Source organism: Variovorax sp. Sphag1AA (assembly GCF_014192575.1).
Lineage (GTDB): Bacteria > Pseudomonadota > Gammaproteobacteria > Burkholderiales > Burkholderiaceae_C > Variovorax.
This window is the reverse complement of the sequence record NZ_JACHYC010000001.1, coordinates 366,093-387,110: the sequence shown is the minus strand read 5'-3', so window position 1 is coordinate 387,110 and position 21,018 is coordinate 366,093. Positions and strand designations below refer to the sequence as shown.

The following is a 21,018-nucleotide window of genomic DNA, read 5'->3' as shown; positions in this document are numbered from 1 at the left end:
GTCAGATCCACCCCGTCGCGGTCAGGCCCGGGAGATTGATCGCCAGGAACTTCGTGAACATCCAGTAGACCGGCGCGGAGATGATGAGACCGGTCAAGAGGTCGATGAACCAGGTGCGCGGCGAATTCGCGATCGCCTGCCCACCCGCACGGCGCAAGCCCTGAACTGCGAGCAGATAGCAGAGCGCACAGCTCAGGATGAAGCCGATGACGGTGATGAGGCCGGCGTTGAGCAGCAACCCGGCGGAGACCCAGATGAAGCCGGTCCAGTACGGAGGCGTCGAATCCGACTCCTCCATCTCGCGGAAGCCGCCGGTGCGGGCTTCCCAGAGGATCCACCCGCCGCACAGGGTCAGCGCGATCGAGACCAGCCAGGGCAGAAAGTTGGGTCCGACGCCGCCGTAGCCGGCCTCGGACGAAATGTCGATCGCGCCGTACGCGAGGGCCAGGCCGGTGACCAGAACCCCAACGCCAACCAGCGTCTGGGGCCAGTTCGCTGGCGTCGGCGTCGAGGTCAGTTCGGCCTGCACGGTCAGACCATTCCCGACTTGACCATGGTGGCGCGCAGGCTCGCGAACTCGTCGTCCACGAACTTGGCGAAGGCGTCGCCCGACATCACAGCCGGCGTCCAGTCGTTCTTCTTCACGGCCTCGGCCCAGGCGGGCGTCTTGACTGCCGCCAGAACGAGGTCCGTCAGCGCCTTGCGCTGCTCGGGCGTGATGCCCGGCGCGCCGTACACGCCGCGCCAGTTGCCGATCTCGACGTCGATGCCCTGCTCCTTGAGCGTCGGCACGTTGATGCCGGGCAGGCGCTGCGCCGAAGTGACGGCGATCGGCTTCATCTTGCCGGCGTTGATGTACTCGGCGAATTCGCTGAAGCCGCTGCCGCCCACCGTGACGTTGCCGCCCAGGATGGCCGCCGTGGCCTCACCACCCCCGCGGAAGGCGACGTAGTTGATCTTGGAAGGATCGACGCCCACCCGCTGCGCGATCATCGCGGCCGCGATGTGCTCCGTGGATCCGCGCGAGCCGCCGCCCCACTTGACGCTGCCCGGGTCCTTCTTGAGCTGATCGATCACGTCCTTCATGCTCTTGAACTGCGAATTGGCCGGCAGCACGAAGACGTTGTACTCGCTGGTCAGGCGCGCGATCGGCGTGGCTTGCGACAGCGACACCGGCGGCTTGCCGGTGATGATGCCGCCGAGCATCACGGCGCCCATGATCATCATTGCGTTGGGGTCGCCCTTGGAGCCGTTGACGAACTGGGCGAGGCCCAGCGCGCCGGCTGCGCCGCCCTTGTTGTCGAAAGTGACCGTGTCGGCCAGCTTGCTATCGGTCAGGGCCTTGCCGAGCGCCCGGCCGGTGGTGTCCCAACCGCCGCCAGGGTTGGCGGGGATCATCATCTTGATGTTGGCAGCGGCCCATGCCGACAGCGGCAAGGCACCGGTGGCCGCCAGCGCGACCATGGATTTCAGGAATGTGTCTCGGCGCATCAATGTCTCCTTTATTTGAAACTGAGTAGAAGCTGACGTCGGTATGATGCGCCGCCCCGCTGTCAGTTGGCTGTCCGTCGGACTGGGGTAAACACCGAAAATCCGGGCATGAAGCTGCTGTTAGTCGAAGACGATCCGTCGATGCAAACCACGCTGCAGCGCACGTTCGGCCGCAGGCAGATCGACGTACGGGTGTGCGGGGACGGCGCCCAGGCCATCGAGCAATGGCGCGCTCTCGAACCCGACGTGGTGGCGCTCGACCTGAGCCTCCCCAATCTCGATGGATTGCAGGTGCTGGCGCAGGCCCGCGCCGCCGGACTTCGCACGCCGGTGCTATTGCTGACCGCGCGCGGAACGGTCGGCGACCGCATCATGGGCCTCAACGCCGGTGCCGACGACTACCTGCCCAAGCCGTTCGACCTCGACGAACTGGAGGCGCGCATCCGCGCCCTGCACCGCCGCCACCAGAGTGCGGGCGCCGATTCACCTGCGCGGCTACCTGAAGTCGGCGGCCTGCGCTACGACACCGAGAACGGCGCGATCTATCACCGCGCCGAGGTGCTCGAACTCACGCCGCGCGAGCTCGCGCTGCTGAAGGCGCTGATGGTCAAGCCCGGCCACGCCGTCTCGAAGGAACGTCTGTTCGAGCTGGTCTTTCCCGGCGAGATGGACGTGCAGTACGAAGCCATCGAAGTCGTGGTCTATCGCCTGCGCAAGAAACTCGCCGCCACCGGCGTCACACTGATGACGCTGCGCGGATTGGGCTACCTGCTGCGCGAAGAGACATGAAGCCGGTGTCTTCGCTGCGCGCGAGGCTGCTGGTCGGCATCCTCGCGCCGATCGCGCTGTTCATTGTCATCAACAGCGTGAGCCTCTATCGCCAGAGCCTCGCAGCCGCGACCACCGCCTACGACCGCACGCTGCTCGCCTCGGCCAAGACGATCGGCGAAGAACTCGATGTGAACGGCTACGACGAGCAGGCCACCCTGCGCGCCATCGTCCCCTACTCCGCGCTCGAGGCCTTCGAGGCCGACAACCAGAGCCGCATGTACTACCGCGTCTCCGCGCTTGGCGGCGATCTCATCTCGGGCTTCGAAGACCTGCCCTTCTGGCGCGGAAAGCTGCCCGACCGGCCGCCGTATGCGGCACTGGTGGATTTCTACGACGACGAATTCCGCGGCATGCCGGTGCGGGTCGCGGTGCTGCTGCAACCGGTGGCAAGCCCGCACGGACGTGGCATGGCGGTGGTGCAGGTGGCCGAAACACTGGAACTGCGCGAGACGCTGGCGCGCAAGCTCCTCCTCGACACGCTTTGGCGGCAACTGGTGCTGATCTCGGTGATCGCCGCGGTTACGGTGGTGGTGGTGCAGCTCGCAACGCGACCGGTGCGCGAGCTCGGCGAGGCGATCGAGGCACGCGCCGACGACGACCTGTCCCCCATCGATGCGCCTGATGCGCCGCGCGAACTGCGTCCACTGATCGACGCCACCACGCGCGTCATGGGACGGCTCCAGCGTCTGCTCGACCATCAGAAGCGCTTCGTCCGCGACAGTGCCCACCAGTTGCGCACCCCGCTGGCGGTGCTCAAGGCCCAGGTGCAGTCCGCACGCCGGGGCGACGTGCCGGCGGAGCAGGCGCTCAAGGAAATCAGCCAGACGGTCGAGCGCGCCACCACGCTCGCCAACCAGATGCTGTCGCTCGCGAAGGTCGAGCAATTGCGCCAGCAACCCGAGTCGATGACGCTGGATCTTGCCGAATGCGTTCGGGACATCGCGCTCGACGTTTCCCCACTCGTTGCGGACAAGGCGCTCGATTTCGAGCTTTCGGCTGCGGCCACACCAGTGCCGGTGCGCGCCCACCGGTGGATGCTCCAGGAGCTGTCTCGCAACCTGTTGCACAACGCGATCAAGCACAGCCCGAACGGGGGGGCATTGGTCGTGCGCGTGGCCGCCGATGCGCAGTCTGCGACGCTGACCTTGAGCGACCAGGGCCCGGGCATTTCGGACGAACTCCGCCAGCGGCTCTTCGCGCCGTTCGCAGCCGGCGACGTGTCGAGCGGATCGGGGCTGGGTCTGGCGATCTGCCGTGAAATCGTGCTGGCGCTCGGCGGCACTATCGCGCTCGAAAACCGGGAATCCGGCGGACAGGTGATCGGGCTCGATGCCGTCGTCCAATTGCCGCTGGCGCGCGACAATCACTGACTCATGGATCGCCTACGTATCGACAAATGGCTCTGGGCGGCGCGCTTCTACAAGACGCGCTCGCTCGCCGCCGACGAGATCGGCAAGCACCGCGTGCAGGTGAACGGCGAGATCGCCAAGGCCTCGCGCGAGGTGAAACCGGGTGACAAGGTCACAGTCCGGCTCGGCCCGTTCACGCGCGAGGTGCTGGTGCGCGGCCTCAGTGGGCAGCGCGGTCCGGCACCGGTCGCGCAGCAGCTCTACGAGGAAACGCCCGAAAGCATCGCCGCCCAGGCTGCCGTGCGGGAGCAGCGACGCCTCGGCAGCGAGCCAGCGCTCAGCATCGAGCAGGGCCGGCCGACCAAGCGCGACCGGCGTGAGTTGGAGAGCGCACGTCGCGGCAACTGGGACAACCGCTGGAGCGCCTCGCTCGACGACGACGAGTGAGTCGCGCCGGACTCCGCCGCTTGGCGTACCCTGCGGCTTTTGCGACAGGAGTCCGATCCCCATGGCCAGCTTCAAGAAGTACTGCGTCACCGGCAAGTTCAAGCTCGCGAACATCGATCCCGCGGCCGTCCCTTTCCTGAAGGGCGACGAGGAAGCGCAGCGGGAGGAGCTGGAGGCGCTCGCGGTTCGCCTGGACGATCTGCAGAACAAGCTCCACGCCGAGGGCCGCCGCAAGCTGCTGCTGGTGCTGCAGGGGCTGGACACCAGCGGCAAGGACGGGACGATACGCTGGGTCTTCTCGCGCACATCCCCGCTCGGCGTTCGGGTGAAGGCCTTCAAGGTGCCCAGCGATGACGAACGCGCGCACGACTTCCTCTGGCGCTGCCACGCAGCCGTGCCGGCGGCCGGCGAGATCGCGATCTGGAACCGCAGCCACTACGAAGACGTGCTGGTCCCGGTGGTCGAAGGCCTCATCGACAAGGCCGAGACGCGGCGCCGCTACGCGCAGATCAGCGACTTCGAGCGCCTGCTGACCGAAACCGGCACGGTGGTCATCAAGTGCATGCTGCACATCAGCAAGGACGAGCAACGCAAGCGCCTGCAGGCGCGGATCGACCAGCCGGACAAGCGCTGGAAGTTCCAGATGGACGACCTGTCGGTGCGCAAGAAATGGTCGGACTACGAGCGGGCCTACGAGAAAGCGCTCGCGGCTACGTCGACCGACTACGCGCCATGGCACGTGGTGCCGGCCGACAGCAAGCTCAATCGCAACCTGATGGTCGCGAACCTGATCGTCAAGACGCTGGAGGACATGAAGCTCACCCTGCCGCCGGCGAGCCCCGCGCTGAACCACCTCGTCGTGCAATGAACGGGTGCCCGGATCAGGCCGCGTAGGCGCGGTCTGACAACGCCTTCCGCCATCGGGCGGATTGAAGCTGCGCACCAGCGTTGAGAGAGTCCCGACTTCATTCCGGCGCTTGCCGGTCAATCCGGAGATTCTTCGATGAGCTTTTTCACCCACATGGATCTGATTGCAGGGCTCGTGATGCTGGTCGGCTCGGCCAGCCTGATCATGACGACGGCCCACCGGCCGCCCAAGGCTCTCAGCGACGAGATCGCTCATCGGGTCGAGACGACCATCGCGGTGCTCGACGAATGCGGCGCGGGCCCGCGCCGCTGAACGCACGCTGAAGGCTACGCGCCGGCGAACAGTCCGGCGTGCGCCTTTCGCAAGTCGCGCTTGAGCAGCTTGCCGCTCGGGTTCTTGGGCAGTGCCTCCACGAACACGACGCGCTTGGGCGTCTTGAAGCCCGCGAGATGCTCATTGCAGTGGCCGAGCACCTGCCTTTCGTCCAGCGTCTGGCCCGCCTTGGCCACGACGACAGCGACCACGGCTTCAACCCAGTGCGGATGCGGCACTCCAACGACCGCAACTTCCGACACCTGCGGCATGCGGTAGATCATTTCCTCGACCTCGCGGCTCGCGACGTTCTCGCCGCCGGTCTTGATCATGTCCTTCTTGCGATCGACGATGGTGATGTAGCCCTCGTCATCGATGGTCGCGAGGTCGCCCGAATGGAACCAGCCGCCCTCGAACGCCGCCTTGGTACGTTCATCGTCGTGGAAGTAGCCAAGCATCAGGTGTGGTGAGCGGTGCACCACCTCGCCGATCTCGCCAACCGACACATCGTTCATCAGGTCGTCGACCACCCGCGTCTCGACATTGAGCACCGCACGACCCGCCGAACCGGGCTTGCGGAGCTGGTCGTCCGGGCCGAGCATCGTCGCCAGCGGCGCGATCTCCGTCTGGCCGTAGAGGTTCCAGAGCCGCATCTGGGGCAGCCGGCGGATGATCTCGCGCATGACTTCGACCGGCATGATCGATGCGCCGTAGTAGCCCTTGCGCAGGCTCCCGAGGTCGGTGGTGTCGAAAAGCGGCGAGCGCAGCAATGAAATCCAGACCGTTGGCGGCGCGAAAAACGAGCCGATGCCGAACTTCTCGATCAGCGGCAGGAGGTTGTCCGGCGTCGGCTTGGCAGTGATGACATTGGTCGCGCCCGCATAGATCGACGGGCCGAGAAACACGTCGAGCTGCGCGCAGTGATAGAGCGGCAGCGCGTGCAGCGTGAGGTCGCTGCTGGTGATCTCGGCGTCGACGAGGCAGCTCACGTATTGGGCGATCACCGCGTCATGAGTGAGCATCGCGCCCTTGGGCATGGATTCGGTGCCGCTGGTGTAGACGATCTGCGCGAGGTCGCCGGTATGCAGGTCCACCTCGGGTGGTTCGACGTTGCCGAGGGCGAATTCATCGAAGCGCAGCATGCCGGGCACCGGCTCGCTGGCGTCTTCGGAAGGTAGCCAGAGAAAGTCGCGCACCGAGGTATCGAGCGCCGCGGCCTCACGCGCGAGGGCGGAGAGGCCCGTGTCGGTCGCCAACATGGACGCGCCGGCGTGGCGAAGGATGTAGGCGACCTCCTCCGACTTGAGCATGAAGTTGATCGGCACCAGCACCGCGCCGAGGCGGGCAAGCGCAAAGCGCAAGGCCGCGAAGGCGTGCGAGTTGCGCGCGAGGACCGCCACGCGTTCGCCTTTCCCGACGCCGTGGCGGGACAGGGCGCCGGCCACGCGTGAACAGATCACATCGAACTCGGCGTAGGTCCATCGCGTCTCGCCGCAGGCGATGGCCAGCTTGTCGGGGTAGCGCCTCGCACTGCGGCGCAGAAGGTCCGCCAGGGTCTGGCGGCGTGCTGTCTCTTGCGGCATCGGTGTCTCCTTTGATGGCGCACGGAGCATAGTGCCCAGCCCGCGCCGCCGCCAGAGGGCCGGCCTCAGGTGCGCATCGGTGCGCGGCTGCGCTCGTTGTTGACCGTCACGAACTTGCTGAGGAGTTGCAGGAACGCTTCGCGCTCGCTGTCGGAGAGCATGCCGAGTAGTGCGTTCTGCATCTGCTGCATGCCCGGGACCATGCGCTCGAGAAGCGCTTCGCCATCGGCAGTCAGGCGCAACTCGCGTTGGCCGCGCGCGAGAAGTTTGCGGGTGATCCAGCCCTTGCCTTCGAGTCGCACGGCGATGTCGGCCGTGCTCGACGTGTCGAGCGCCACCTGCTGCGCGAGCGTGACCTGGTCGATGCCGGGCTTGTCCTGCAGGGTGCGCATCACCGCGTACTGGACCGGGGTGACCTCGCGGCCCAGCGTCTCGTAGAAGACCGACACCGAGATCTGATGCGCGCGGCGGATAAGGTGTCCGGGCTGGTCGTTCAGGCTGATCTCGGCGGTGCTGGTTTCCTGGCTCTGCATGGCGGATTCGATTGGCATTTCAGCCCGCGATTATCGATGGCGGGGGCAGCCCCGCGCGCACCTACAGATCAAGCACCAGCAATGGCGAACGCGACCGCGAGCAGCACGGCGTGAACTGGTCGTTGGCGGCCTGCTCTTCCGGCGTGAGGTACATGTCCTTGTGGTCGGGCTCACCCTCGAGCACGCGCGTGAGGCATGTGCCGCAGACGCCCTGTTCGCAGGAAGTCTGCACTTCCACGCCGATGGCGGCCAGGGCCTGCACCACGGTCTGGTCTTTTTCGACCTTGACCACGCGGCCGGAACTCGCAAGCTTGACTTCGAAGGCGGCATCGTCGTCGGACTTGGCCACTTCAGCGGAGAAGAACTCGTAGTGAAGTTGATCGGCGGGCCAACCCGCCGCGCGCGCGGCATCGAGCACCCAGTCCATGAAGCCCTTCGGTCCGCAGACGTACAGGTGGACGCCCGGCTGCGGTTTGGCCAGCAACGGATCGATCGCAAACTTTTGCGAAGCGTCGCCGTCGTCGAAATGGAAGTGCACCTGCGCCGCGAAGGCCGACTGCGCGATGCGATCGACGAAGGCAGTCCGATCACGCGATCGCGTGCAGTAGTGCATCTCGAACGCGCCGCCGGTCATGGCGAGGCGCTCGGCCATGCAGAGGATCGGCGTCACGCCAATGCCGCCGGCAATCAGCAGGCTGCGTGTGGCGCCATGTGCGAGCGGAAAGTGGTTCTTCGGTGCACTGATGCGCAGCAAGGCGCCCTCTTCCATCGCGTCGTGCATGGTCTTCGAGCCGCCGCGCGAGGCAGGGTCTCGGAGCACGCCGATCAGGTAGCGATGGCTTTCGCGAGGGTCGTTGCACAGCGAATATTGGCGCGTCACACCGCCGGGCATATGCACGTCGACATGCGAGCCGGCGGAGAACGCCGGGAGCGGATGGCCCTCGGCCTGCACCAATTCGAAGGTGCAGATGTCGGTGGCTTCGGTGTCCTTGCGCGCGATGCGCACTTCGAGTTCTGCGGAGCTCATACGACCGCCGCTTCGGTACCAATGCCTTCCTGCGCCATCAACCGATCGAGCACGCGGCGCGATTGCACGCCACCCGAATCGATGTTGAGCTTGAGCAGGTTGCGCGTCGGGTGCGCGAGCAGGTTGCGCTGCTGCGATTCGAGCATCTCCAGGTCTTCGCTGAAGATCTTGTGCTGGCCTTCGCGGATGGTCGCGGTCAGGGCCTTGTCCTGCGGCTGGAAGTTGCGCGCCATGCCCCAGAAATACCAGTGCGAGGTCTCGGTTTCCGGCGTGATGAAGTCGACCACGATGCTCGACACCTTGTGCGCAGGATCGGCGTTGTAGCCACCCTTGCCGGCGTGTGCGACGCCGACTTCGATCATCACGTGGCTCGGCGGCGTGAAGCGGCAGATTTGCCAGCGGTCCACCGGCACGTCGTCGGCGAGGTGGTTGCCACGCAGCGCCATGCGCCAGAACGGCGGCGCCGAGATGTTCTCCATGAAGCGGCTGGTGACGACCATGTCGCCTTCGACCTTGGTGGTGGTGGGCGTTTCGTCGATTTCCTTCTGGCCGATGCTGGTGGAGTGCACATAGGTTTCGTGCGTGAGGTCCATCAGGTTGTCGACCATCAGGCGGTAGTCGCAGTTGATGTGGAACAGGCCCCCGCCGTAGGCCCACTCGGGGCTCTCGGCCCATTCGAGGTGATGCAGCTTGGACGCGTCGGCAAGCGCCGGATCGCCGGGCCAGACCCAAACGAAGCCGTAGCGCTCGATCACGGGGAAGTTGCGAATCGCGGGAAAGCCGCGCACGCGCTGGCCAGGCATGGCGATCGTCTTGCCGTCGCAGCCCATTTCAAGGCCGTGGTAACCGCAGACCAGCTTGCCTTCGACCACCTGACCCAGCGAAAGCGGCGCGCCGCGGTGCGGGCAGAAATCCTCCAGTGCCGTGGCCTTGCCGCCGAGTGCGCGGTACAGAACCAGGCTTTCGCCGCAGATCTTGCGGCCCAGCGGCTTGTCGTCGATTTCGTTGGCCGAACAGGCAACGTACCAGGCGTTTTTCGGGAACATGGTGACTCCTCGTGGGTGTGTGCTCAGTGGGTATCGGGGGGCGAAATTCAGTGAGCGGAGGCGGTCCTGGCAATTGCATTGCGACCATCTTGCGAGAGAGCCAACAACCCCATTCCCAGTGCAATGACCGCAAGTTTGAAGGGCGCGGCTTTGAAGCGCTTCAGTACACTGAATCACTTCGTTAAGTGTACTGAACGAGCTTCGCGTAAGACCCCGGGAATACCCTCGGTTCGTAGCTCCTGTCCCTTGGCGCACCGCCTGAGCGTCCTGCGGCCTCGATTCCCCTCTTGTGTTCATATATGTTACTGTATATGCTGACATATATACCAATCGAGCTCGGCAGACCGGCACCGACCGCCAACCCACCAAAGGACTCTGAATGACTCACTTCTATTTCGCGTACTGCACCTGGCTCAACGACCCCGAGATCAGGCGCTACATGCCCAAGACCAGGAAGATCACGAAGGGCTACGCCGCGAACTACCGCCTCCAGTTCCACGCCGCGGCAGGCCGTGACGATCGCGGCTGGTGCCATCTGAACGGACTGCCCGATGCCTGGGGCGAAAAGTGCCTGGGCCTTGTGTTCGAAGATGACGGTCTCACCGACGACTACGACGACTTCGAGCGCTTCGCCATCACGGTCCACGGCGACGACGGCAAGACCTACGACTGCTGGACCTACCGCATGATCACGCCCGGCATCGCGATGCGTCCGCCAAAGTTCTACTGGCAACACATCCCCGACGGCCTGAAGTCCGAGGGCTTCCCGGCTGACTACATCGCGAAGGTGCAGGCCACCTACGACGCCGCGGCACCCTGCCCCCGCGCTGATCGTCCGAACCCCTCCGCGATCCCCGGCAAGTCCGCCGAGTCACGCTGAATCCAGACCTTCAACCGCTTCCTGACCCTAGATCAACATCGCCCTGGAGAATCCCGATGCGCAAGCTCGTGCAATCGTTGTCGTGGTCCGTGCTGCTGGCGGCCGTGCTGCCTGCAGCCGCCCTGGCCCAGAGTAGTTCGCTCCGCGCGGAGGCGCAGGCCTCCGTGCCGCCCGAGGTGAAAGCGCGCGGAGTACTCCGCGCAGGCTCCCAGCAGACCTTCCCGCCCGTCGAGTTCCGCGAACCCGGCAAGACGGACGTGACGGGAGCGAGCCGCGATCTCCTCGACGAAGTCGCGCGGCGGCTCAACCTCAAGCTGGAATACATCCAGTCCGAGTACGCGAGTCTGATCTCGGGCGTGGAAGCGGACCGCTTCGACATCGCCTCCGGCGGCATCAGCGACACCGAGGAGCGCGAGCAGAAGCTCGACTTCGTCAACTACATGCAGTCGGGCGGCAGCATCCTCGTGCTCTCGAACAACACCGACAAGCTCGCGACCATCGACGACTTCTGCGGCAAGGGCATCGCCACCATGCTCGGCGGACGCACGATCATGACCGCGGTCGAGGCCGCGTCCGACCGCTGCGCCAAGGCCGGCAAGCAGCCGATCCGCGCCGAGCAGCTGCCCACCGCGCCCGACTCGCGCATGCAGCTCGACCTCAAGCGCGTCGACGGCTATATCGGCGACTTCCCTGCCCTCGTCTACATGAGCGCCCAGTTCCCGGGCCGCTACAAGATCGTCGGCGAGAACTACATGCTCACGCCCTACATCACCTCGTGGGGCTTCGCCAAGAACCGCGCCGGCCTGCGCGACGCAGTGCAGAAGGCGACGCAAAGCATGGTCGACGACGGCACTTACAAGAAGATACTCGACAAGTGGGGCGTCGGTGGCGCCGCGCTACCGGTGATCACGGTCAACCTGCCTTCAAGCAAGCGCAAGTGACGGCCCGCATCGAAGTGCCTGCGGCGGCCGCCGCAGCAACGCCGGTGCGGCGAATCGTCCACCGGCGCCAATGGGGTGCATGGATCTTCGGCGCCGTCGTGCTGTTGTGCCTCGCACTCATCGTCCGCGCCGCCGTCAATTCGAAGGTGATCGACCTCGGCGTCTTCGCTTCATACGTCTTCAGCAAGAACATCCTGATCGGCGCCTGGCACTCCGTGATGCTGGGCACGGTGGCGCTGCTGCTCGCAGTGGCCGTCGGACTCGTGGTCGCGATGATGCGCGTCAGCGGCAATCCGATCCTCGTGGGCTTCTCCGCAACCTACGTGTACCTGTTTCGCGGCACGCCAATGCTGATCCAGCTCATCTTCTGGTTCAACGCGTTTCCGATCATGTTCCCGCAGCTGCACCTGGTGATTCCGTTTACCGGCATCGTGCTGCTCGACGCGCCGATGACGCAGGTCATCACCCCCTACGCGGCGGCACTCGCGGGGCTGAGTCTCGCCGAAGGCGCCTACATGGCGGAGATCATCCGCGGCGGCTTTCTCGCGGTTGATGCCGGCCAGCGCGACGCAGCCCGCTCCATCGGCATGACGCAGGGAATGCTGATGCGCAAGGTCGTCATTCCTCAGGCCGCTCGCATCGTGGTTCCGGCCACCGGCAACCAGTACATCATGCTGCTCAAGTCGACCTCGCTCGCCTCGGCGATCGGCTATCTCGAACTGCTGCGCGTCTCCACCGACATCTACGCCGCGAACTTCCGTGTGGTCGAGCTGCTCGTCGTCGCCGGCTTCTGGTATCTCGTCATGACCGCCTTCGCCACCGCGTTGCAGACCATGCTCGAAAAGCGCTATCCGCACCGATGAAACCCATGACCACGGACAACAACGCGCCCACCATCCGAGTGGCGGGTGTCACCAAGCACCGCGGCACGCAGGCGGTGCTGCGCGACGTGAGCTTCGAAGTGCCGCAGGGCCAGATCGTCGCGGTGCTCGGCCCTTCGGGCGCGGGCAAGTCGACGCTGCTTCGCTGCATCAACCACCTCGAGACCATCGACGGCGGAAAGATCTTCGTGCAGGGCCAGCTCATCGGCTACCGCGAGCAAGGCGACGTGCTCGTCGAGCTGCCCGATGCCGAAATCAGCCTGCAGCGCCGCCGCATCGGCATGGTGTTCCAGCAGTTCAACCTGTTCCGCCACGTCACGGTGATCGAGAACGTCATGGCCGGACCGATGCACGTGCTGGGCCAGTCGCGCACGCAAGCGACAGCGCTCGCGCTCGACCTGCTCGCGCGCGTCGGCCTCGCCGAGAAGGCCGATGCCTACCCCAACCAGCTCTCGGGCGGGCAACAGCAGCGAGTGGCCATTGCGCGCGCGCTCGCGCTCAAGCCCAGCGTAATGCTGCTGGACGAGCCGACAAGCGCGCTCGATCCCGAGCTGTCGCAAGAAGTGATCGCCGCGATCCGCCAGCTCGCGACCGACGGCATCACGCTCATGATCGCCACGCACGAGATGGCGCTTGCGCGTGACTTTGCGGAGCGCGTGCTCTTCATGGTCAACGGCGAGCTGGTCGAGGATCGGCCGGCCCGCGCCTTCTTCGATGCGCCGCAGCACGAGCGCGCCCGGCAGTTCCTCGCCCGCCATGGCGATTGAGCCATCTCCATCCAAGAGACAAGCAACCCCATGACCTCCCCCTTCAAGACCCTGCATCACGTGTGCATCGTGGTGCACGACCTCGACAAGACCGTCGCCTACTACGAGAAGCTTGGCGTCGGTCCGTGGTTCGACTACCCAAAGGGCGGCGAGTACGTCGAGTTCGACGTACCTAACGCCGAAGCGTCGAACGCGATGCGCTACAAGTGCGTCGACCTCGACAACGTGCAGATCCAGATCTGCCAGCCTTCGCAGCTCGATTCGCCCCAACGACGGTTTCTCGACGTGCATGGCGAGGGCGTCTATCACCTCGGCTTCGAAGTGCCCGACCGGGACGAGGCCGAATCGTCTGCGCGTGCACTGGGCCTGGCGGTCACCGCCCGGGGCCGTCGCGCGGACGGCTCGGGCTTCGCCTATTTCGACACGCGCTCGCAAGCCGGCGTGGTGCTCGAAGTCCGCCGCACGCCTGAGCGAAGATAGGCACCTGAGGAGACCCATTCATGCGCAAGAGAACCGGAACCGACCTGATCGCGGGAGACGTGCACCAGAAGCTGCGCAGCAAGATCCTGACGCTCGAAATCAAGCCAGGCGCACGCCTGGTCGAAGACGAGATCTCGTCGCTGCTCGAAGCCGGACGCACACCAGTACGCGAAGCGCTGCTGCGCCTGCAGGGCGAAGGGCTGGTGAGCCGCGACCGCGGCTGGGTAGTGGAAAGCACCGACCCCTCGTCCTTCCGGGCGATCTTCGAAAGCCGCATCGCCATCGAAGGCTACGCCACACGCCTGGCCGCCGAGCGCGCCACCCCGGCTGCGCTCGACGACCTGCAGCAGCTTGTGGACGAGATGGACCGCGGCGAATCCTTGCCGCGCAGCGAGATCAACCGGTTGAACCAGACCTTTCACCGGACCATCGTCGCGCTCTCGGAGAACCCTTTCTTCGTCGAACTGCACGAACGCACGCAGTTCCGGTACTGGAACCTGCGCCTTCCGGTGATCTTCCTGAAGGACCAACTCGCTCATTCGGCCGAGCAGCACAAGGCGATCCTTGCCGCGATGAAGAACCGCAACGGAGATCTCGCCGAGCGCGTCACGCGCGAACACATCGAGACCACGATGAACATCGTGGCCGATGCGCTGAGTGACAACTGAGCGTCCGCCCTGCCCATGACCCTCTGGCAGCTCACCGCCAGCAACACCCATCTCTACCCCGGCGCGCGTCTGCGCGCCACGGACACATCGATGCGAGAGCGCATCCGGTCGGGCGATCGCATTGCTGTCGAGTTCGCCGACCAAATGGTCGCCAACGGCGACGTCATTGCCGCCCTGCCGCACGGCGGCTGGACGCTCCGGCTCGAAGCACATACGACCGCGAAGCGCACCGCGATCGAAGAGAAACGCTGGGACATTCAATGGATGCCGCGTGGCGATTCGCCCGGCACCATGAAAGTCAAGGCGCGAGCCGCCTGAGCCGGTGAGCCCGACCGCACAACGCCCCGCGATCGGCGGTGCCCTGCTCACGCTCGCGATGGCGGCTTTCGCCGTGTCCGATTCGCTTGCCAAGCAGCTCGCACCGCACTTTCCGGCCTTTGCACTTGCGTGGTTCCGCTATCTCGCCTTGCTCATCACGGTTCTGCCGCTCGTTCTGCAGCGCCCCGTGTTGATGAAGAGCGGCCAGCCCCTGCTTCAGGCCCTGCGTGCCATCGCCCTCGCCGGCTCGGCCGTGTTGTTTCTCTATGGCTTGCGTTCGATACCCCAGGCAGAAGCCACGGCGATGGTCTTCGCCTCTCCGCTCTTCGTCGTCCTGCTGGCGCGGTTGGTGTTGCACGAGCGGCTCAGCACCGCGCGCGTCGTCCCGGTGCTGATGGGCTTCATCGGCGTGCTCGTCGTTGCGAGGCCCGGGACATCGAGCTTCGGCGGAGCCGAGTTCTTTCCCCTGTTTTCGTCGATGGCCTGGGCCAGCGCGGTGATCCTCACTCGCAAGCTCGGTGCGACCGATGGCACGACGACAACGATGTTTCACTCGGCCCTGATCGGCGTGCTGTGCCTGAGCCCGATGCTGCCGGCGATGAACGGCCCAATGCCGGTCAGCGCGTGGCTCGCACTTGCGTCCATGTGCGTTGCATGGTGCGCGGCCCAATGGCTAGTGGTCAGTGCTTACCGCATCGCACCGCCATCGGCGATCGCGCCGCTGTCGTACTCCCAGATGCTGTGGGCGGGGATCCTCGGATGGGCGGTGTTCGGCCACTGGCCGGACACAGTCAGCCTCCTGGGCATGGGCATCATCGCGCTCAGCGCGATGTATGCCGCCTGGAGAGCCGCCTGAGACTGGGCCGCGCGGCGAACTCGGTCTTGTCGGCGTGCAGCGCCATTTCTCTTTGCCAACGGAATCGAAGTTGCTTATCGAGAAGGCGGCCGACATAGCCGTCGACGAAAACAAAAAACCCCGCTGATCCGAAGATCAGCGGGGTTTCACGTTCTTGGCGGAACCGGAGGGATTCGAACCCTCGATGAGGCTCTACACCCCATACTCCCTTAGCAGGGGAGCACCTTCGGCCACTCGGTCACAGTTCCTTAAGCCCGCCATTATGCCAGTTTCAGGAGGCGGATTGATCCAAATCGAAGGCTTTATGCAACGCGCGGACGGCGAGTTCCATGTATTTCTCGTCGATCACGACCGAGGTCTTGATTTCGCTCGTGGAAATCATCTGGATGTTGATGCCCTCTTCGCTCAGCACGCGGAACATCTTGCTCGCCACGCCGACATGGCTGCGCATGCCGATACCCACGATGCTGACCTTGCAGATCTTGGTGTCGCCGACGATATCTGCCGCGCCCAGGGTTGGCAGAACCTTGGCCTTGAGCAGATCGACCGCCTTGGCGTAGTCGTTGCGATGAACCGTGAAGCTGAAGTCGGTGCGACCGTCCTTGCTCAGGTTCTGGATGATCACATCGACCTCGATGTTCGCATCGGCGACAGCGCCGAGGATGTGATACGCGATGCCCGGCTTGTCGGGCACGCCCAGCACGGAAATCTTGGCTTCGTCGCGGTTGAACGCAATGCCGGATACGACGGCTTGTTCCATGTTTTCGTCTTCCTCGAAAGTGATCAGCGTGCCTGACTTGGCTTCTTCGTTGATATCGATGTCCCAGGGCGTGAAGCTCGAAAGCACGCGTAGAGGCACCTTGTACTTGCCGGCAAACTCGACCGAACGGATCTGCAGCACCTTGGAGCCCAGGCTCGCCATTTCGAGCATTTCCTCAAAGCTCACCGTGGCAAGGCGGCGCGCATCAGGTTCCACCCGCGGGTCGGTGGTGTAGACGCCGTCGACGTCGGTGTAGATGAGGCACTCGTTCGCCTTCATTGCCGCGGCGATCGCCACAGCCGAGGTGTCGCTGCCGCCACGGCCAAGCGTCGTGATGTTGCCGGCATCGTCGACACCCTGGAAGCCGGTGATCACCACCACCTTGCCGGCGTCGAGGTCGGCGCGCACGCGCTCGTCGTCGATGCGTTCGATGCGTGCCTTGGTGAAGGCGCTGTCCGTCTTGACCTGGACTTGCCAGCCTGCATAGCTGACGGCCTGGAGGCCTTCGGACTGCAGAGCGATGGCCAGGAGCGCCGAAGACGCCTGCTCGCCGGTCGAAGCGAGCATGTCGAGCTCGCGGTTGTGGTCGTCGTCGGGCGTGCCGGAGGCGAGTTCCTTGGCGAGCCCGAGCAGGCGATTGGTTTCGCCGCTCATGGCACTCGGGACCACGACCATCTGGTGGCCGGCGCGAGCCCATTTGGCGACCCGCTTGGCGACATTTCGGATGCGCTCGGTCGAGCCCATCGACGTGCCGCCGTATTTGTGAACGATCAATGCCATGGGTGAAGTCAAGAGAGAAGAGTTCGCATGCCGCAATGCCGGCATTCGTGCGCCGCGAGGCCGAGAGAGCTACGGCAAGGGCGAAGCATTGTACCAACGCAGCGTGTCGCCCTCGCGTTCGACCCGGCCAGAAGCCACTTTGATGCGGATCCGATGACCGCGGGTACTGCAGGCGGCGATCTGGTCCAGGAGTTGTTCGAGTTGCGCTTCGCTTGGCACCGCGCCGTGTTCGCTCTTGAGCCAGTGACGAAGAAGATTCGCCAGTCGCTCGCGCGGCAGCGCCCTCAGGACAGCCAATCTTGGCGGAGAGCCCGCCTCGGCGAGATCGCTCGCTGCGGATTCAGCAAGCAGCCGCGACGCCCGCGCCGCATTGCGCGCCGAGCGAGCGAAAGTCTCCCGGAACTGCGGCAGCGCCTGCTCGAGCGCCGGCAGCACGAGGCGGCGGATGCGGTTGCGCGTATAGCGCAGGTCCGCATTGGTCGGGTCGTCGATGTGGGGAACGCCGGCTGCGGCAATCCACTCACGCAATGCACTGGCGTGCACTTCGAGCATCGGGCGGTGGAACACCACACCGTGCCGCTCCATGCGGCTTGGCATGCCAGCCAGCCCATCCACGCCGGCTCCGCGGCTCAGGGCGATGAGCAGCGTTTCGACCTGGTCGTCGGCATGCTGCGCAAGCACCACGTGCTGCAATCCGTGCGCCTGGGCCAGTGCCGCCAGGGTCGCGTAGCGTGCGCGCCGCGCCGCATCCTCAGGGCTTTCGCCGGGCGCGTGACGCGCGTCCACGCGCCCCACGTGCAGCGGCACGTCCAGCATTGCGCACGTCGTCGCGCAATGGGCCTCGAAATCATCCGCGGCCCGCTGCAGTCCGTGGTGAACGTGAAGCGCGTGAACCTGTCCCGGCCATCGCATTGCCGCGGCATGCAGAAGTGCAGTCGAATCGGCTCCGCCGCTGTAGGCGATGCCCAATGGCAAAACCGCCGACCATGAAGCCAGTGCATGGTCGGCGGGATTTTCCATGTGAGACATCACGACGCAGGCCGATGCCCGCGCCGCGCGTTACTTGCCGCTGTCGGCCTTGGTATCGGCGAAGCGACCGTAGCTCTGGAGCCGGTCATAGCGACGCGCGAGCAATTCCTTGACCGACAGATCGCCGACCTGACGGAAAGCATCGTTCAACGCGCGCTTCAGGAATGCAGCCATCTGCCGGTGATCGCGGTGCGAACCACCCACGGGCTCGTTGACGATCTTGTCCACCAGCCCAAGCGCCTTCAGCCGGTGTGCGGTGATACCCAGCGCATCGGCCGCTTCCTGCGCCTTGTCGCTGGTCTTCCAGAGGATGGAAGCGCAACCTTCCGGGCTGATCACCGAATACACGGAGTACTGCAGCATCAGAACCTGGTCGCCCACCGAGATCGCCAGCGCGCCACCGGAACCGCCCTCGCCGATGATGGTGACGATGATCGGCACCTCGAGCTGCGCCATCTCGAAGATGTTGCGGCCGATGGCTTCGGACTGGCCCCGTTCTTCGGCGTCGATGCCGGGGTACGCACCCGGCGTGTCGACGAAAGTGAAGACAGGGAGCTTGAACTTCTCGGCCGTCTTCATCAGCCGCAGCGCCTTTCGGTAGCCCTCGGGCTTGCTCATGCCGAAGTTGCGCGCTGTGCGCTCCTTGGTGTCGCGACCCTTCTGGTGGCCCAACACCATGCAGGGCGTGCCGTTGAATCGCGCGAGGCCGCCGACGATCGACAGGTCATCCGAAAAGTGGCGGTCACCGTGCAGTTCGACGAAATCCGTGAAGATCTCGTTGATGTAGTCGAGGGTGTAGGGCCGCTCCGGGTGCCGCGCGATCTTGGTGATCTGCCAGGGCGTCAGGTCGCTGTAGATTTCCTTGGTGAGCTGAAGGCTCTTCTTGCCAAGCTGGTCGATTTCTTCCGAGATATCGACTGCCGACTCCGTCTGCACATAGCGCAGCTCTTCGATCTTGCTTTCGAGCTCCGCAACGGGCTGCTCGAAGTCGAGAAAGGTTCGTTTCGCCAACGTCTTCTCCTGTTATTCAGTATGCGACCGGTAGCGGGTCGAGCGACCGCCAAATATACCAAGTCGCCACGCTGCAGTATGGGGCCCAGGCGACAGCTACCTCGCGCGCATCGCTGCGGCTGACGGGGTCGCCCGAAAAATAGTTATGGCTGATGCCATTGATGAGCCCGAGGTCATCCAGCGGCAGCACGTTGGGGCGCATCAGGTGGAAGATCAGGAACATCTCGGCCGTCCAGCGACCGATGCCGCGGATGGCCACGAGCTCCTCGATGATCATCTCGTCGGACATGTCTTTCCACTTGTCGACGTGAACCGCACCCGAATCGAAGTGCAGCGCGAGATCGACGAGATATTCGATCTTGCGAACGGAAAGTCCCGCCGCGCGCATGTCGTCGACCTTGAGTTTGAGCACGCTCGCGGGCGCCATCTTGCGAGGCAGCTTCGCAAAACGGTCCCAGACGGACTGGGCCGCCTTCACCGAAATCTGCTGGCCCACGATGCTGCGCGCCAGCGTGGTGAATGCGTCACCGCGCGATTCGAGGCAGGCGTCGCCGAAACGCGGAATGAGCCGCTTCATGACGCGGTCTTTCTTGGCCAGGTGCTTGCACGCCTCTTCCCAATAGTCGGGCGTGAACACCTCGACCGCCGGCTTCTTTGCAGGGGGCATCGTCTTCGTCGCGTTCACTGTGCCGACGACCATGTGGTGCCGGTGGGCGAATCCTTCAGCACGATGCCTTGCGCGAGCAGTTCGCTGCGGATGCGATCCGCTTCGGCAAAGTTCTTTGCCGCCTTGGCATCCGCACGTTGCTGGATCAGGGCCTGGATTGCCGCATCGTCAAGCGTCGCGCCGGCCTGCAGGAACGCCTGCGGGTCGGCTTGCAGGATGCCTAGGCAGGCAGCGAGCGCCTTCAGCAGTCCGGCGAGTTCCGGCGACCGGGTGCGGTTGACTTCACCGGCCAGGTCGAACAGCACCGCCACGGCCTCGGGCGTGCCGAAGTCCTCGTCCATTGCCGCCTTGAAGCGCGACGCATAGTCGTTGCCCCAGTCGATGTCGACCTTGACCGGCGGAACCAGATACAGCGCGTTGTAGAGCCGCTTGAGCGATGCTCGCGCATCGCCGAGATGCACGTCGCTGTAGTTGAGCGGACTGCGATAGTGCGCACGCACCACGAAGAACCGGATCGTCTCGGCGTCGAATTCCTTCAGCACATCGCGAATGAGGAAGAAGTTGCCCAGGCTCTTGGACATCTTCTCGTCGTCGATGTTGATGAAGCCGTTGTGCATCCAGAAGCGCGCGAGCGGCTTGCCATTGGCACCTTCGCTCTGGGCGATCTCGTTCTCGTGATGCGGGAACTGAAGGTCAGCACCACCGCCATGGATATCGAGCGTTTCACCCAGCAGCTCGCAGGCCATGGCCGAGCACTCGATGTGCCAGCCGGGCCGCCCTGCGCCGAACGGACTGGCCCACTTGACCTCTTCTGGTTCGGTCGGCTTGGCACTCTTCCAGAGCACCGGATCCAGCGGATCGTCCTTGCCGTCGAGCACCGCGACGCGCTCGCCGGCGTGCAGTTCATCGAGCGACTTGCCGCTGAGCTTGCCGTAGCCAGGAAACTTGCGCACGGCGTAGTTCACATCGCCGTTGGGAGCGCGGTAGGCCAGGCCCTTCTGTTCGAGCGTGCCGATCATCGAGAGCATCTGCGGCACGTACTCCGTGGCACGCGGCTCGTGCGTGGGCCTTTCGATGCCGAGCGCGTCAGCGTCTTCGTGCAGCGCGCCGATCATTCGATCGGTCAGCGTACGGATGCTCTCGCCGTTCTCGACGGCACGGCGGATGATCTTGTCGTCGATGTCGGTGATGTTGCGCACATAGTCGACCGCGAGGCCCGAGGCCTTGAGCCATCGCTGCACCACATCGAACGCGATCATCGAACGCGCGTGGCCCAGGTGGCAGTAGTCATAGACAGTCATTCCGCACACGTACATGCGAACCCGGCCGGGTTGCAGCGGAGAAAAATCCTCCAGTTCACGCGACAGCGTGTTGTAGATGCGAAGACTCATGAGGTTAGGAGCGTCAGTTCGCGCTCGTGCAAAAACGGGCGAAGGACAGCTGATTTTCAGGGGTGGAAGTGCCGCGCAGACGAGCGGTTCGGCATGACCCCT

24 protein-coding genes and 1 tRNA gene are annotated in these 21,018 nt (G+C 64.8%); 13 read left to right on the top strand and 12 right to left on the bottom strand.

The features are described from left to right. Position 1: 1 nt before the first annotated feature. Entirely contained in the window at positions 2-529 is a 528-nt protein-coding gene (locus FHW64_RS01990; RefSeq protein WP_311733245.1) for a tripartite tricarboxylate transporter TctB family protein, read from the bottom strand. Positions 530-531: 2 nt separating this feature from the next. Further along, positions 532-1,491 (bottom strand): tripartite tricarboxylate transporter substrate binding protein, encoded by a 960-nt coding sequence (locus tag FHW64_RS01985; RefSeq protein ID WP_184522583.1) that lies wholly within the window; start codon positions 1,489-1,491, stop codon positions 532-534. A gap of 108 nt (positions 1,492-1,599) precedes the next feature. On the opposite strand from FHW64_RS01985, the gene FHW64_RS01980 reads away from it, so the two are divergent. From FHW64_RS01980 to FHW64_RS01960, 5 genes are all read left to right on the top strand, one after another. Then, on the top strand, positions 1,600-2,280 hold the full coding sequence (locus FHW64_RS01980) for a response regulator transcription factor (protein WP_184522581.1): 681 nt from the start codon (positions 1,600-1,602) through the stop codon (positions 2,278-2,280). Continuing rightward, positions 2,277-3,692 (top strand): sensor histidine kinase, encoded by a 1,416-nt coding sequence (locus tag FHW64_RS01975; RefSeq protein WP_184522579.1) that lies wholly within the window; start codon positions 2,277-2,279, stop codon positions 3,690-3,692. Before FHW64_RS01980 ends, FHW64_RS01975 begins: the two co-directional genes overlap by 4 nt. A 3-nt stretch (positions 3,693-3,695) precedes the next feature. Beyond that, positions 3,696-4,118, top strand: a complete 423-nt coding sequence (locus tag FHW64_RS01970; protein ID WP_184522577.1) for an RNA-binding S4 domain-containing protein — start codon at positions 3,696-3,698, stop codon at positions 4,116-4,118. A 61-nt stretch (positions 4,119-4,179) separates the two neighbouring features. After that, positions 4,180-4,986 (top strand): PPK2 family polyphosphate kinase, encoded by an 807-nt coding sequence (locus FHW64_RS01965; RefSeq protein WP_184522575.1) that lies wholly within the window; start codon positions 4,180-4,182, stop codon positions 4,984-4,986. A gap of 135 nt (positions 4,987-5,121) precedes the next feature. Further along, positions 5,122-5,298 carry a hypothetical protein gene (locus FHW64_RS01960; protein ID WP_184522573.1) on the top strand — a complete coding sequence of 59 codons (177 nt, stop codon included), beginning with the start codon at positions 5,122-5,124 and terminating at the stop codon, positions 5,296-5,298. A gap of 14 nt (positions 5,299-5,312) precedes the next feature. Here FHW64_RS01960 and FHW64_RS01955 read toward each other — a convergent pair whose 3' ends face one another. The 4 genes from FHW64_RS01955 to FHW64_RS01940 all read right to left on the bottom strand — a co-directional run bounded on the left by FHW64_RS01955 (position 5,313) and on the right by FHW64_RS01940 (position 9,487). Continuing rightward, the gene (locus FHW64_RS01955) at positions 5,313-6,881 is read right to left on the bottom strand and encodes an acyl-CoA synthetase (protein WP_184522571.1); all 1,569 of its coding nucleotides are present in this window, start codon (positions 6,879-6,881) and stop codon (positions 5,313-5,315) included. 65 nt (positions 6,882-6,946) lie between these two features. Then, positions 6,947-7,432: a MarR family winged helix-turn-helix transcriptional regulator gene (locus FHW64_RS01950; protein WP_260303606.1), complete on the bottom strand. Its 486-nt coding sequence runs from the start codon at positions 7,430-7,432 to the stop codon at positions 6,947-6,949. A gap of 43 nt (positions 7,433-7,475) precedes the next feature. Further along, entirely contained in the window at positions 7,476-8,441 is a 966-nt protein-coding gene (locus tag FHW64_RS01945) for a PDR/VanB family oxidoreductase (protein ID WP_184522569.1), read from the bottom strand. After that, a complete protein-coding gene (locus tag FHW64_RS01940) occupies positions 8,438-9,487 on the bottom strand; it encodes an aromatic ring-hydroxylating dioxygenase subunit alpha (protein WP_184522567.1) in 1,050 nt (349 codons plus the stop codon). Before FHW64_RS01940 ends, FHW64_RS01945 begins: the two co-directional genes overlap by 4 nt. 379 nt (positions 9,488-9,866) lie before the next feature. Here FHW64_RS01940 and FHW64_RS01935 point away from each other — a divergent pair, with 379 nt between their 5' ends. The 8 genes from FHW64_RS01935 to FHW64_RS01900 are packed head-to-tail and all read left to right on the top strand — an operon-like array spanning position 9,867 to position 15,278. Continuing rightward, the gene (locus FHW64_RS01935) at positions 9,867-10,367 is read left to right on the top strand and encodes a gamma-glutamylcyclotransferase family protein (RefSeq protein ID WP_184522565.1); all 501 of its coding nucleotides are present in this window, start codon (positions 9,867-9,869) and stop codon (positions 10,365-10,367) included. 56 nt (positions 10,368-10,423) lie between these two features. Next, positions 10,424-11,308, top strand: a complete 885-nt coding sequence (locus FHW64_RS01930) for an ABC transporter substrate-binding protein (RefSeq protein WP_184522563.1) — start codon at positions 10,424-10,426, stop codon at positions 11,306-11,308. After that, on the top strand, positions 11,305-12,171 hold the full coding sequence (locus FHW64_RS01925) for an amino acid ABC transporter permease (RefSeq protein WP_184522562.1): 867 nt from the start codon (positions 11,305-11,307) through the stop codon (positions 12,169-12,171). The genes FHW64_RS01930 and FHW64_RS01925 overlap by 4 nt, the downstream gene beginning before the upstream one ends. Positions 12,172-12,176: 5 nt before the next feature. Then, complete coding sequence (locus tag FHW64_RS01920; protein ID WP_184522560.1) at positions 12,177-12,956, top strand: amino acid ABC transporter ATP-binding protein; 780 nt, start codon at positions 12,177-12,179, stop codon at positions 12,954-12,956. 30 nt (positions 12,957-12,986) lie between these two features. Beyond that, on the top strand, positions 12,987-13,436 hold the full coding sequence (locus FHW64_RS01915; RefSeq protein WP_184522558.1) for a VOC family protein: 450 nt from the start codon (positions 12,987-12,989) through the stop codon (positions 13,434-13,436). Between the two features lie 20 nt (positions 13,437-13,456). Further along, the gene (locus FHW64_RS01910; protein ID WP_184522556.1) at positions 13,457-14,104 is read left to right on the top strand and encodes a GntR family transcriptional regulator; all 648 of its coding nucleotides are present in this window, start codon (positions 13,457-13,459) and stop codon (positions 14,102-14,104) included. A gap of 15 nt (positions 14,105-14,119) precedes the next feature. Continuing rightward, positions 14,120-14,422, top strand: coding sequence for a hypothetical protein (locus FHW64_RS01905; RefSeq protein WP_184522553.1), 303 nt, complete (start codon positions 14,120-14,122; stop codon positions 14,420-14,422). Between the two features lie 4 nt (positions 14,423-14,426). Further along, positions 14,427-15,278 (top strand): DMT family transporter, encoded by an 852-nt coding sequence (locus FHW64_RS01900; protein WP_184522551.1) that lies wholly within the window; start codon positions 14,427-14,429, stop codon positions 15,276-15,278. Positions 15,279-15,433: 155 nt separating this feature from the next. Here the strand turns inward: FHW64_RS01900 and FHW64_RS01895 are convergent. The 6 genes from FHW64_RS01895 to cysS form a co-directional block, all read right to left on the bottom strand. Continuing rightward, positions 15,434-15,526: transfer RNA gene (locus FHW64_RS01895), tRNA-Ser, on the bottom strand. Between the two features lie 23 nt (positions 15,527-15,549). Further along, the gene (locus tag FHW64_RS01890; RefSeq protein WP_184522549.1) at positions 15,550-16,818 is read right to left on the bottom strand and encodes an aspartate kinase; all 1,269 of its coding nucleotides are present in this window, start codon (positions 16,816-16,818) and stop codon (positions 15,550-15,552) included. 69 nt (positions 16,819-16,887) lie between these two features. Next, positions 16,888-17,838, bottom strand: a complete 951-nt coding sequence (tilS, locus tag FHW64_RS01885) for a tRNA lysidine(34) synthetase TilS (protein WP_184522547.1) — start codon at positions 17,836-17,838, stop codon at positions 16,888-16,890. 39 nt (positions 17,839-17,877) lie between these two features. Next, positions 17,878-18,858: an acetyl-CoA carboxylase carboxyltransferase subunit alpha gene (locus FHW64_RS01880; RefSeq protein WP_184522546.1), complete on the bottom strand. Its 981-nt coding sequence runs from the start codon at positions 18,856-18,858 to the stop codon at positions 17,878-17,880. 16 nt (positions 18,859-18,874) lie between these two features. Further along, positions 18,875-19,525: a DNA-3-methyladenine glycosylase gene (locus FHW64_RS01875; protein WP_184522544.1), complete on the bottom strand. Its 651-nt coding sequence runs from the start codon at positions 19,523-19,525 to the stop codon at positions 18,875-18,877. A 14-nt stretch (positions 19,526-19,539) separates the two neighbouring features. After that, positions 19,540-20,916 (bottom strand): cysteine--tRNA ligase, encoded by a 1,377-nt coding sequence (gene cysS, locus FHW64_RS01870; RefSeq protein ID WP_184522542.1) that lies wholly within the window; start codon positions 20,914-20,916, stop codon positions 19,540-19,542. Positions 20,917-21,018: the final 102 nt, after the last annotated feature.